At 70.4% G+C, this 12,780-nt stretch carries 11 protein-coding genes; 9 read left to right on the top strand and 2 right to left on the bottom strand.

The genetic code is table 11. The features are described 5' to 3' along the window. Positions 1–28 precede the first annotated feature (28 nt). Together STRVI_RS21915 and STRVI_RS21910 are read right to left on the bottom strand one after the other, a co-directional pair. Positions 29–1,600, bottom strand: coding sequence for a purine-cytosine permease family protein (locus STRVI_RS21915; protein ID WP_014057821.1), 1,572 nt, complete (start codon positions 1,598–1,600; stop codon positions 29–31). Between the two features lie 178 nt (positions 1,601–1,778). Further along, positions 1,779–2,024: a hypothetical protein gene (locus STRVI_RS21910; RefSeq protein ID WP_014057820.1), complete on the bottom strand. Its 246-nt coding sequence runs from the start codon at positions 2,022–2,024 to the stop codon at positions 1,779–1,781. A 157-nt stretch (positions 2,025–2,181) separates the two neighbouring features. Here STRVI_RS21910 and STRVI_RS21905 point away from each other — a divergent pair, with 157 nt between their 5' ends. From STRVI_RS21905 to STRVI_RS21865, 9 genes are all read left to right on the top strand, one after another. Beyond that, positions 2,182–3,153, top strand: a complete 972-nt coding sequence (locus tag STRVI_RS21905) for a LacI family DNA-binding transcriptional regulator (RefSeq protein ID WP_014057819.1) — start codon at positions 2,182–2,184, stop codon at positions 3,151–3,153. A 530-nt stretch (positions 3,154–3,683) separates the two neighbouring features. After that, positions 3,684–4,715 (top strand): hypothetical protein, encoded by a 1,032-nt coding sequence (locus STRVI_RS21900; RefSeq protein ID WP_014057818.1) that lies wholly within the window; start codon positions 3,684–3,686, stop codon positions 4,713–4,715. A gap of 73 nt (positions 4,716–4,788) precedes the next feature. Next, the gene (locus STRVI_RS21895) at positions 4,789–6,057 is read left to right on the top strand and encodes an FAD-dependent monooxygenase (protein ID WP_014057817.1); all 1,269 of its coding nucleotides are present in this window, start codon (positions 4,789–4,791) and stop codon (positions 6,055–6,057) included. Between the two features lie 115 nt (positions 6,058–6,172). Beyond that, on the top strand, positions 6,173–7,570 hold the full coding sequence (locus tag STRVI_RS21890) for an MFS transporter (protein ID WP_014057816.1): 1,398 nt from the start codon (positions 6,173–6,175) through the stop codon (positions 7,568–7,570). Positions 7,571–7,633: 63 nt separating this feature from the next. Continuing rightward, positions 7,634–8,482, top strand: a complete 849-nt coding sequence (locus STRVI_RS21885; protein WP_014057815.1) for an FAD binding domain-containing protein — start codon at positions 7,634–7,636, stop codon at positions 8,480–8,482. Then, positions 8,479–10,851: a xanthine dehydrogenase family protein molybdopterin-binding subunit gene (locus tag STRVI_RS21880; protein ID WP_014057814.1), complete on the top strand. Its 2,373-nt coding sequence runs from the start codon at positions 8,479–8,481 to the stop codon at positions 10,849–10,851. Before STRVI_RS21885 ends, STRVI_RS21880 begins: the two co-directional genes overlap by 4 nt. Next, positions 10,848–11,381, top strand: a complete 534-nt coding sequence (locus tag STRVI_RS21875) for a (2Fe-2S)-binding protein (protein WP_014057813.1) — start codon at positions 10,848–10,850, stop codon at positions 11,379–11,381. The genes STRVI_RS21880 and STRVI_RS21875 overlap by 4 nt, the downstream gene beginning before the upstream one ends. A 3-nt stretch (positions 11,382–11,384) precedes the next feature. Beyond that, complete coding sequence (locus STRVI_RS21870) at positions 11,385–12,092, top strand: SRPBCC family protein (RefSeq protein WP_014057812.1); 708 nt, start codon at positions 11,385–11,387, stop codon at positions 12,090–12,092. Then, positions 12,089–12,751 carry an isochorismatase family protein gene (locus tag STRVI_RS21865; protein ID WP_014057811.1) on the top strand — a complete coding sequence of 221 codons (663 nt, stop codon included), beginning with the start codon at positions 12,089–12,091 and terminating at the stop codon, positions 12,749–12,751. The genes STRVI_RS21870 and STRVI_RS21865 overlap by 4 nt, the downstream gene beginning before the upstream one ends. Positions 12,752–12,780: the final 29 nt, after the last annotated feature.

The following is a 12,780-nucleotide window of genomic DNA, read 5'->3' as shown; positions in this document are numbered from 1 at the left end:
CCGCGCGGGCCTCGCCGCCACGGGTCGGTCAGCGTTCCGTGCGGTCGGCAGCGTGCCTGCCGGCCGTGTCGGGAGTCGGTGCCTGGAGCCCGCCCTCCCCGCGAGCGGTGTCTCCCGCGGTCACGAGCGAGTAGTCGGGCTTCGGGTCCAGCCGGAGTCCGAACGTGAGGATCGCGTAGAGCGCGGCGCCGAGCGCCAGGGCGATGACGATGCCGAGCCCGCTCGACCCGAACACGCCGGTGCGGCCCTTCTCGGTGAGGAGGAATCCCGTGATCTTCCCGAAGTTCGGGTCGGAGCTCGTCACGAGGCCGAGACCGACGACGGTTCCGGTGATCAGACTCACGATCGCCGTCCAGCGCCCGTCGCGCCCGCCGTAACCACGGGGGTTCGCCATATCGGTGTTCCAGCCCATGCGGCGCTGCCGGATGAAGTCGACGAGCTGGATGCCGCCCATGGGGCCCATCATCACGGCGATGAGCGACAGGAACGACTGGAACGTGGCGAGGAACGAGGTGGAGATGAACAGCAGATAGAAGGCGCCCGCCGCGATGATGATCGCGTTGATCGCGGTCGTGACGGAGCGGCGTAGCGGTACGCCGACCGCCATGAGCGCGAGGCCGGAGCTGTACATGCCGGTGATGGCGGCCGAAACGAGCGAGGTGACGATCACGATGGAGAACGGGACGAAGAACCACATCGGCAGGAGCGTGGTGAGCGCCCCGATCGGGTCGGACGCCGCGGCGGCACCGAGCTTCGAATCCCCGCCGACGAGAAGCGCGCCGACGGCGAGGAGGATGACGACCGGCAGGCTGAGCCCGGCGACCGTCCAGGTGATCACGCCGCGCGCCGGGGTGTCACGCGGGAGGTAACGGGCGAAGTCGCCGCCGTAGTTGAGGAAGCCGAGGCCGACGAGGGTCATCGCCATGATGATGCCGCCGGTGAACACCAGCGGTCCGCCCGCAGAGGTGTCACCGAGGTGTGCCCACTCGATCTCGGGCACCATGAATCCGAGGAACGCGACCGTCATGATGCCGGTCACCCACGAGATCCAGACCTCGACCTTCATGATGAGCTCGTGGCCGAGGACGGAGACCGCCATTGTCACGGCGAGCACGAGCACGAACCACAGCACGATCGTGGACGTGGCGCTCGACCCGTCCGGGTCGGCGAACACCGAGGGCCACAGTTTCGCGAACAGGTTCGCACCGGTGGTCGAGGCAAGGGTGATGATCGTCACTTTCCAGCCCATATTGGACAGGTAGGCGAAGAACGCGGGGATTCTGTTGCCCTTCATGCCGAACGCGAAGCGCGTCTGGGCGAGGGTCGGCAGTCCCGTGCGGGGCCCGCCGACCGCGAGGACGCCGACGAGGGTGGCCGAGATGAGGTAGCCGGCGGTCCCGGCGACGATCGTCTGCCAGACGTTCAGGCCGAGGCCGAAGACGAAGATGCCGTAACTGATGCCGAGGATCGAGATGTTCCAGGCGAACCACACGGCGAACAGGCCGCGCGGCTTCCCGCGCCGTTCGGCATCCGGAACGGGATTGACGCCGTTCGATTCGACGGTCGTGCCTCTACGACCTTGCTGAGCCTCAGTGCTCATGGAAGGGCGCCTTTCGACGTATGGCGGTGTGGGGAGGGGCGGGTGGTCGAGTGCGGGGAAGTCGTGGGTTCGCGTCCGAGGAGCGGGTCGACCGCGTCCGGGGTCGATGCGGCTCTGCGGAGTGCGGTGACGGCCACCGCGGTCGCGGCGGACCCGTAAACGGCGGTGAGGCGGACCGCTAAGCGGTGGGGTGGACCGCTAATCCACCGGTGAGAGGGGCGGCGGGCGCGTCGGTGAACGCGTCGTCGGCGCCGGGGGCGGCCGGGGCCGGGGCGAGGGCGAGCAGAAGACCGGCGGGGGACTGGTGCGCGCCCTTGTCTCCGCCCGCCTCCGAGCGCCCGGTGGTGCGAATCCGCTCAGCACCGTGCGGCAGGCGCGGCAGTGTGCGGCCGAGGCAGAGGTTCACCGATCCGGCGACAAGCACTCGCCCGCCGCCCCCAGAGCCTGCGGCGGGCCATCATGCCGTACTCTCCCCGTCGGGAAAACCATTTCCGAACCTAAGCACGCTGGCCCCCGCCGCGTCAACGGGTCGCCGAAACCGCCCTGATAGCATCGACGGGCAGGAGCCAGGGGAGATCAGGATGGGCGCGCGCATCGGCTTGAAGGACGTGGCGTCGCGCGCGGGGGTGTCGGTGCCGACGGCGAGTCGTGTGCTGTCCGGTGTTGAGCGCAATGTCGATCCGGAGCTGGCGCTGCGGGTACGGAACGCATGCGAGGAACTGGGCTACAGGGTGAACGCGGCGGCGCGGGCGCTGCGGATTCAGTCGACGGATTCGTTGGCGCTTGTCGTTCCCGCGATCGCGAACGCGTACTTCGCGGAGCTGGTGTCGGCGTATTCGCGCCGCCTGGATCTTCAGGGCAAGCGGCTGGTGACGATCGACACGGGCGAGAGCCCGGAGACCGAGCAGCGCCAGCTCGGCGCCATGGATCGGGTGCTGGTGGACGCGATACTCGTGGTGCCCGCGGCATTCGAGCGGAGCGGCGCGGCGATCACGGAGCTCGCGCGGTCCAACCGGGTCGTGCAGGTCGACCGCCGTGCACGAGGCGTCGAAGCGCCGTCGGTACGGCTCGACAACGCGGCGGGGGTCCGCCTGCTCGCGGATCACCTGCGGGCGCGGGGCCGCCGCGGCATCCTGATGGTCGACGCCCAGGAAGACTCCTCGTCCAGCATCGAGCGCACAACCGCGTTCCGCGCGCTCGCCGGGCCGGACGACCGGGTTCTGGAAATGCCGAACTTCACCGTGGCGAGCGGCATCGAGGCGGCCAGGCTCCTGCTCGCGAATCCCGGCGCGACAGACGCGATCATCTGCACCGCCGACACTGTCGCGCTCGGCCTGCTGACGGCGCTTCAGCACGCCGGTAAACGGGTGCCCGCCGAGTACGCGATCACGAGTTTCGACGGTACCTACATCTCCGACACCGCCGCGCCGGGGCTCACCACCCTGGGCTCGACCGCCGAGCGCATGGTCGAGGCATCGCTCGCCCTCCTCGATGGCGGCAGCGGTGATGTCGTCCTGAAACCCGAGCTTGTGGTCCGCGGTTCCAGCGGCTGACCGCGAACCCGAAGTCGCCGGCCCGGCGGTTGACATGCCGCGTCCACTTCGCCGGCCGGCGCCGCCGCCGTTCCTCCGTGCCGCCCATGACGGCAAATCTCCCGTGCCGGCGGCCCGGGCATACCCATCGCACAGTGGTGTGGCCACCTTGGCGGTGAACCATTTCTGGTGTGACACCTGACGGTAAATCCACGTAACACGCGAGCCGAGGCGGCGTGGTATCGGATGCGAACGTTCCACCGCAGGTCAGGGCCGTAACGGTAACGGCCCTCCCCGGGGCCGCCGCAGAAGATCCGTGTTAACTCCGGGACCACCCCTTGCCAAGCGGAGATAGTACGTGTTCGGATTATCTCCATCGGCCGGACACCACAACCGGCCCGAGTCCGCTGTTCGCCATGGGCGGCGAGGGGCCCCGCGCCCTGCCCGCTCTTCGCCATTCCCCTCGACCGCCGCCTTCAGAGCCTGGCCGCGGCATGCCCGCCGCCACCACAAGGCCACGGTCGGTACCGCAAGCGACCTGGGAGGAAAACGTGTTCGATCTCTCTTCCGCCGATCTGCTCGACGCCTTCACCCGCGAGTTGCGACTGTGCAAGGTCCGCGAGGGCGAGCACGTGGTCGTACTGTCGGAGCCCGGCAGCCGGGGCGACTACGTGGCGGCGGCCTTCGGCGCGGCCAAAGCATGTGGTGCACACGTCATCGCGGCAACCGTTCCCGGGGGCAGCCCCGCGCCGATGCCGAGCACACACACCGGCGCGGGCCCCGGGCTGCTGTCCGTCCTCAACGACAGCGCCGCCCAGGACCTGCTGAAATCCGCGGACCTGGTCGTCGACCTGACCCGCGAGGGCTTCATCCACGCGCCGGTCCAGCAGGAGATCCGCCGGGCCGGCACCCGCATCATCTTCATCTGCGACGCGCCCGACGTGCTCATTCGCAATCTGCCCAAGGAAGACGACAAGGCGGAGGTGCAGGAGGGCGTCGACCTGCTGGAGAGGTCGTCCGTCATGCGGGTCACCTCGGACGCGGGCACCGACCTGACCGTGCAGCTCGCGGGCGCCAAGCCGGAGTTCCAGTGCGGCTTCGCCGACGATCCGGGCCGCTGGGACCACTGGCCGAGCACCATGGTGCTGTGCTGGCCGGAGATCTCCAACGGGCAGATCGTCCTGGATGAGGGCGACATCCTGCTGCCCTTCAAGGAGTACGTCAGCAGCCCCGTCACGCTTCAGGTATCCGACGGCCACATCGAGAAGGTCTCCGGCGGAGCCCAGGCCCGGATGCTGTCGACGTTCTTCGACGACGCACAGGACCGCTGGGCACGCAGCCTGTCCCACATGGGCTGGGGGCTGATGCGTACGGCCGACTGGTTCGCCACGGCGATGTACGGCAAGGACGAGCTGATGGGCATGGACGCCCGCGCGTTCGCGGGGAACTTCCTGTGGTCGACCGGTCCCCACCCGGTCCTGGGCCGCGAGTCGTACGCCCACCTCGACATCGCCATGCGGGGCTGCACCGTCTCCGTGGACGGCACCGAGGTCGTCACCGCCGGGACGCTCACCGACCGCTGAGCGCCTTCGGGGCGAGCCGCCGTACCGCCGCGCCGCACACAAGACCATGACGCGCCCGTACTTTGGAGGAAGAGTGGCGTCCAGTCAGTCGTTCGAAGTCACCGTCGTCGGGGGAGGACTCGGCGGTCTGACCGCCGCCCTGGCGCTGCGCCACCGCGGCCTGCGGGTCACCGTCCTGGAACAGGCCGCCGAACTCGGCGAGGTCGGCGCGGGCATCCAGACCGCGCCCAACGCCAGCCGCGTCCTGATGGGTCTCGGGCTGCGCCGGCAGATGGAGGCCATCCGCACGGAACCGCTCGACCAGGTGCGGCGCCGGTGGACGGACGGCCGGATCGTCGGCCTGACCTCGCTCGGGCAGCGCTGCAAGGACGAGTTCAACGCCCCGTACTGGCACTACCACCGGGCCGATCTGCACCGCATGCTGCTGGACGCCTGTGCGGACCCCGCGGGCCCCGGGCCCGTCGTGGCGGTCCACACCTCCAGCAAGGTCGTCGAAATGGACCGCACCGATCCCGTGCGGCCCGTGGCGGTCACCGAGGACGGACGGCGCCACGGCGCCGATGTGATCATCGGCGCCGACGGCGTCCGATCCCGGGTGCGCGACCTCATGGGCGCCCCCGACACGCTGCTGTTCTCCGGCGAGATGGCCTACCGGGCCCTGATCCCCGGTGACCTCATCGCGGCCGACCCGGCCACCCGCTGGCTCGTGGACCGCTATCAGAGCACCATCTGGTACGGGCCCGACCGGCACCTCGTCCACTACATGATCCGGGGCGGCGACTACCTGAACGTCGTGGCGTGCGTCCCCTGCACGGACGCGGTCCGCGAGAACTGGACGCTTCCCGCCACCGCGCAGGACCTCGTCGAGGCGTTCCCCGGCTGGGACGACCGTGTCCCGGCGATGCTGTCCAAGGCGAAGGAGGACGTCCTGGCCTTCGCCCTCTACTACCGGCGCCGCGACCCCGTATGGCTTGACGGCCGCGTCGCCCTCCTGGGCGACGCCTGCCACGCGATGCTCCCGTACCAGGCGCAGGGCGCCTCGCAGGCCATGGAGGACGCGGCCGTACTCGCCGAGGAACTGGGTGCTGTCACCGCCTCCGGCATAGAAGGGGCGCTGCGCCGCTACGTCGACCGGCGTGCCAAGCACGCCGGGATGGTCCAGGACGCGTCGCTCGCGAACAAGACCTTCTACCACCTGGCCGACGGCCCGGAGCAGCGGGCCAGGGACGAGAAGCTCACGAATTTCGACGGCGAGTCGGACGTGTCGTACGACTGGCTGTGGAGCGGAACCCCGCTCAACGACCCGGATCTGGGGGCGTTCTCCTACCAGTTCGCCCGCTGAGCCCACCGCCAGTGACGGGAGCCCCCGCGCACTGACGACCCGCACGCCCGAGCTGTGCGTACCACACCCGCAATGGCGCGGCATGCACCCGATACGCGACCACCGTGGAGCGAACATGAAAACCGGTGATCAGATCGTTGAGGAACTTCCCTGGAGATGGGGCGTCCAGGGACGCATTTTCATCATCGGAGGTCTCGGCTACCTCTTCGACGCCTACGACATCGCCCTGAACGGTTTCCTCATGCCGCTCCTGGGTTCGCACTTCGGCCTCTCGCTCGCCGGGCGCGGGCTCGTGGCCACCGCCAACCTCGTCGGCATGGCCGTGGGGGCCGTCGCCTGGGGCGCGGTCGCGGACCGCATCGGACGCACGAAGGCGTTCAGCGTCACACTGCTGATCTTCGCCCTGTTCTCGGTGCTGGGCGCCCTCGCGCCCACGTACCCACTCTTCCTGGCCCTGCGCTTCCTCGCGGGTGTGGGGCTCGGCGGCTGCATCCCCGTCGACTACGCCCTGGTCGGTGAGTTCTCGCCGCGGGCGTACCGCGGCCGGGTGCTCACCGCGCTCGACCTGTGGTGGCCGGTGGGTGTGACGCTGTGCGGTCTCGTCTCGACGGTGATGGTCCCTCTCGACGGCAACTGGCGCTGGATGCTGGCGACCATGGTGCTGCCCGCGCTCCTGCTGTTCTGGGTGCGCCGGGGCATCCCCGAGTCACCGGTCTACCTGACGAAGAAGGGACGCGAGGCCGAGGCCAGGGTCGTCATCGACGACCTCGTCGCCCGTACCGGCGCTCCAGCCGAGCCGTACGTCATCCCGGAGCCCGTCGCCGGGAACGGCCGGCGCGGTGTGACCGCCGCCGCGGAGCAGCTGCGCGACATATGGGCGCACAGCCCGCGCGTCACCTCCGTGGCCTGGTCGCTGTTCGCCACCGTGATGCTCGTGTACTACGCGGCTCTCAGCTGGATGCCCTCCATCCTCAAGGAGGAGGGCCTGGGGGACACCGCCAGCTTCATGAACACCACCGTGATGAGCGGCGTCGGCATCCTCGGCGTCCTCGTCTCCACCGCCCTGGTGGACGTGGTCGGCCGCAAGTGGCTCATCGGGGTCTCGGCTCCGGTCGCTGCCCTCGCGCTGGTGGCGTTCGCGCTGGTGATGAGGGCGCCGACCGGGTCCGTCGTGGCGATCGCCGTGTTCGGCTTCGTGATGCAGCTCGCCATCCCCGCCATGTACGCCTACGTCTCCGAGCTGTACCCCACGCCTCTGCGGGCCAGCGGCTTCGGCTGGGCCTCCTCGGTCAGCCGGGCACTCACCGGGTTCGCGCCGCTGCTGTTCGGGTCGGTGATGTGGCCGGCGCTCGGGCTCGCCGTGACGTTCGCCGTGCTCGGACTCGCGGTGCTGGTCGCCGTCGTCTGGATGGCCGTCGCGGCGCCGGAGACGAAGGGCCGGGCCCTGGACGGGGACACCGCGGACGTCCGGGCTCAGGACCCTCGCGCGGTCCGCGAACAGACGGTGGTCTAGGCCGCCGGGACACGCACGGAACCGCACACGAGGCGACCCCACGCAAGGGAGGACAGGAAACCCATGAAGCCCGCGCCCTTTCAGTATCACCGGGCCCGTGACGTCACCGGCGCCGTCCGGCTGCTGGCCGAGCTGGGTGACGACGCCAAGGCCATCGCGGGCGGACAGAGCCTGGTCGGAATGATGAACTTCCGGCTGGCCCGTCCGCACCACCTCGTCGACATCGGCGGCCTCCGGGAGCTCGACCGCATGCACCGGGATGCCGCCGGGGCGCTGCGGATCGGGGCGCTCACCACCCACCACACCGTGGAGAGAGACCCGGCGGGCACACTCGCGCAGGGCTTCGAGGTGATGCGCCGGGCCATGGCCTGGATCGGGCATCTGCCGATCCGTACCCGCGGCACGGTCGGGGGCAGCATGGCACACGCGGACGCCACCGCCGAATGGTGTCTGCTCGCGGTGCTCCTGGACGCCGAGTTCGTCGTACGCGGCCCCCTGGGCGAACGCTCGATCGCGGCCGGGGACTTCTTCCTCGGCTACTACACGACCGCCCTCGCCCCGGACGAACTCCTGGTGGAGATCGTCTTCCCACGGACGGCGCCGCACGCGGCGCTCACCGAGTTCGCCGAGCGACGTGGCGACTTCGCGATCGTGGCGGCGGCCGTGGACCTCGACGTCGTGGACGGCGCCGTACGCGGCGGCCGGGTAGCGCTCGGTGGTGTGGCGGCGGCGGCCATCCGCGTTCCGGAGGCGGAGGCGGTGCTGACCGGCGGCGGCTCCTTCGACGCCTGCGCGTCCGCCGCGGCGGCGGCCGCCGACCCCGCGGGCGACGCGTCCTGCGGCCCGCACTACCGCAAGGAACTGGTCCGGACCCTGGTCCGGCGCGCCTGTGAGGAGGCGATGTCCCGATGACACGTCAGGAAAGCGGGCGGCCGCTGGTGGGCCGGTCGGTCCCGCGCCGGGAGGACCGGCGGCTGGTGTCCGGGCGCGGCCGGTTCGTGGACGACATCGCCCTGCCCGGCATGCTGCACGCGCAGTTCGTGCGCAGCACGGTCGCGCACGGCGAGATCATGTCCATGGACCTGTCGGCGGTACGCCGCGTCCCGGGCGTCGTGGCGGCGTTCACCGCGGACGACCTGGCCATCGGAGACATCACCGCTCAGTTGGCACGGCCCCAGTCGCAGTTCGTGCCGACCGCCATGCCGGTCCTCGCCCGCGACAAGGTCCGCTACGTCGGGGAGCCCCTCGCGATCGTCGTGGGCCTCGACGCCTACGCCGCGGAGGACGGCCTGGAGGCGGCGCATGTGGAGTACGCCCCGCTGCCACCTGTCCTCGGCGAGGAGACGGCGCTCGCCGACGACGCGGTGCTCGTCCACGACGAGGCCGCCCGCAACACCCTCGTGGACGTCTCGCTCTTCGCGACCGACGGGATCGACGACATCTTCGACGCGGCACACCGCGTCGTCGAGGTGGACGTCACGACCGGCCGGCAGAACGCGCTGCCGCTGGAGACCCGCGGCGTTGTGGCGCACTGGGACGACCGCGAGGAGCAACTTCTCCTCCAGACCTGCACCCAGGTCCCACACCAGGTGAGAACGGTCGCCTCGCGCTGTCTGCGCCTCGACGAGCGAGCCGTGCGGGTCGTGGTCCCCGACATGGGCGGCGGCTTCGGCCAGAAGTGCGTGGTCGGACGCGAGGAGATCGCGGCCGCCGCGGCCGCGCTGAGACTCGGGCGGCCGGTGAAATGGATCGAGGACCGCAAGGACGCCCTGTCCGCGTCCTTTCTCGCCCGCGAGCAGCACTACCGGGCGCGCGCCGCCTTCGACACCGACGGCCGGATCCTCGCTCTCGACGCGGACGTGGTGTGCGACATGGGCGCCTACTCCTGCTACCCGTTCACCGCGGGCATCGAGCCGCTGATGGCGTCCGCCGAGATGCCCGGGGTGTACAAGGTGCCCGCCTACCGGGTCCGCGGCCGGGCCATCACCACCAACAAGGCGCCGACCGCACCGTACCGGGGCGTGAGCCGCCCGCAGTATGTGATGGTCGTCGAGCGGCTCTTCGAGCGCGCCGCCCGCGAACTCGGCCTGGACCCGGTGGAGATCCGCCGCCGCAATGTCATCACCGACTTCCCCTACACGGGCGTCAACGACATCACCTACGACCCCGGCTCGTACCTGGAGTCCCTGAACCTGTGCGAGCGGGTCGTCAGGGACGAGGGCTGGTACGACACGCGGACCGCGGCGGCGGCCGAAGGACGGCACATCGGCATCGGCTACGCCTGCTTCAGCGAGCGCACCGGATACGGCTCCTCGGCCTTCGCGCAGCGCAAGATGCAGGTGGTGCCGGGCTTCGACATCTCCGAAGTACGGATGGACACCAGCGGCGCGGTGACGGTCACCACCGGCACGATGAGCCATGGGCAGAGCCACGAGACGACAATGGCGCAGATCGTCGCCGACGCACTCGGCCTCGACATCGCCCGGGTCAGGCTCCACCAGGGCGACACCGACCGTGTCACCTACGGCTGGGGCACCTTCGCGAGCCGGTCCATCACCGTCGGCGGCAGTGCGGTGCGCCTGGCCGCCGAGCGACTCGGCGACAAGCTGCGCGCCATCGCCGCCGCCCTGTGGGACACCGAGCCGGAGCAGGTGGAGCTGGCGGGCGGCCATGTGCGCCGCCGAGGCGGCGACAGTGCCCGTGACGTGCTCACCCACCAGGAGATCGCCGACGTCGCCTACCTCCGGGCGGACCTGCTGCCCAAGGACATCGAACCGGGGCTGACCGCGACCGCCACCTTCGACGTCTTCAACGACGGCACGTTCTCCAACGCCACCCACGGTGTGGTCGTCGAGCTCCACCAGGACACCGGGCAGGTGGAGATGCTGCGATACGTGTGCGTCGAGGACTGCGGCGTCGCGATCCACCCGCAGGTCGTGGAGGGACAGTGCCGGGGCGGGATCGCGCAGGGCATCGCCGGTGCCCTGTACGAGGAGGTGACCTACGACGCGGCCGGCGAGCCGTCGGCGACGAGCTTCATGGACTACAAGGTGCCCACGGCCCAAGAGATCCCCGAGGTGTCGATCCACCACCTCGAAACCCCTTGCGCGTTCACCGCCACGGGAGCGAAGGGCGCTGGTGAGGGCGGCACCATCGGGGCGCCCGCCGCCGTCCTCAACGCCGTCAACGACGCCCTGCGCCCCACCGGAACCGAACTCGACCACACGCCCATCACGCCACAGACCGTGCACCGCGCCCTGAACCCGGAGCCCGTTCCATGACCGATGACACCCTCATGACGCCGCGGGAGCCACAGCTCATCGCGTTGAATGTCAACGGCGAGCAGCACGAGGTGATCACCGAAGCCCGCCGCACCCTCGTCGATGTGCTCCGTCACGAGCTACGCCTTACCGGAACCCACGTCGGGTGCGAGCACGGCATCTGCGGCGCCTGCACCGTACTCGTCGACGAACGGCCCGTACGTGCCTGCCTGATGTTCGCGGCACAGGCCGAAGGCGCCCGCATCCGTACGGTGGAATCCCTCGCCGACGGCAACCGGCTGAGCGACCTCCAGCGGGCGTTCAGCGAGCACCACGCCTTGCAGTGCGGTTTCTGCACACCGGGGTTCCTCATGCTCGCCGAGGGCTTCCTCGCCGAGCGGCCCGAGGCGACCAAGGAGGAGATCCGGGAGGTCGTCGCCGCCAACATGTGCCGGTGCACCGGCTACCAGACCATCGTCGAGGCGATCGACGCCTGTGCGACGGCCCGCCGCCGGGCCTGCGCACGGGCGTGCCCCAGCAAGGAGGACTGACCTGTGCAGCTCACCAACTCCATTCCGGTCAAAGCCTCACCCGATGACGTCTTCACCTTGATGAACGACGTCGAACGGGTCGCCTCGTGCATGCCGGGCGCCGCGCTCGAAGGGCAGGACGGCGACACCTGGAAGGGCAGCGTAAAGGTCAAAGTGGGGCCGATCACAGCCTCGTACGCCGGCACGGTCCGCTTCCTGGAAGTCGACTCCGAGCACCGGCGGCTGCGAGTCCACGCCCGCGGCGCCGACACGCACGGAAGCGGCGACGCGGAGGCCGAAGTCGTCCTCGATGTGCTGGGCGCACCCGAGGGCGCGCTGCTCCAGCTCGCCACGGATCTGGTGATCCGGGGCAAGATCGCTCAGTTCGGCAAGGGGGCGATCGGCGCCGTGTCGGAGCGGATCCTGCGGCAGTTCGCGCAGAACCTGGCCGGTCTGCTCGATCAGGACCATGCCGCCGGGCAACCCGGTCCGCTGTCCGCGGTGCCCGCCGCCCCTTCAGCCACCGCTCCCGCCGCCGCGCACCCCGCCCTCGCGCCGGCCGCTCCCGCTCGGCAACCCGAACTCGACGGCGTCTCCATGGTGTTCGGCCCCGCCGCCGCCAAGTACGGGATGCTCGCCGGGGCGTTCGCGCTCGGTCTCGTCCAGGGCTGGCTCGTCGGCCGGATGCGCGCCCAGTCACGCGAACTGCGCACCCTGCGGAGGTCGTTGTGAGCGAGGCGCCGTACGGACTGGACACGGAACGCACCTACGAACGGGCGGGCTTCGGCGCGCCGGTCCGGCGCGGCGACCGGCCGGCGATCGTCGTGGTCGATCTGACGCGCGGGTTCACCGAGGACCGGTTCCCGTCGGGGGCCGACCTGACCGAGGTGGTCGGTGCGACGTCCGCGCTGATCGAGGCAGGCCGTCCCGCCGGAGTGCCGGTCGTGTTCACGACCATTGCCTACACCTCGGCCGAGGCGACCGGAGACGCGGTGACCTGGCTGCACAAGGCGCGAGGCATGCGAGCCCTGGTCGAGGACAGTGAGGAAGTCACGATCGATCCACGGCTGCCGCGTGGGGCACGGGACCACATGATCGCCAAGAAGGGCGCTTCCGCGTTCTTCGGCACGGCGCTGGCCTCCTTGCTGACCGGGCTCGGCCGCGACACCGTGCTCGTCTGCGGGGCGACGACCAGCGGCTGCGTGCGGGCCACCGCGGTCGACGCCGTGCAGTCCGGGCTCTCGGTGCTGGTGCCGCGTGAATGCGTCGGCGACCGCGCGGCGGGTCCTCATGAGGCCAACCTGTTCGACATCCAGGCCAAGTACGGCGACGTGATCCACCTCGAGGAGGCCATCGCCTACCTCTCGGCGCTCCCGGTCGCCGCGCCATGACCTTGCCCTGCCCGCACCACCCGCCCCTG

The sequence above is a fragment of the Streptomyces violaceusniger Tu 4113 genome (assembly GCF_000147815.2).
Classification (GTDB): domain Bacteria; phylum Actinomycetota; class Actinomycetes; order Streptomycetales; family Streptomycetaceae; genus Streptomyces; species Streptomyces violaceusniger_A.
The sequence above is the reverse complement of the archived record's forward strand: the minus strand, read 5'-3'. Positions and strand labels throughout refer to the sequence as shown.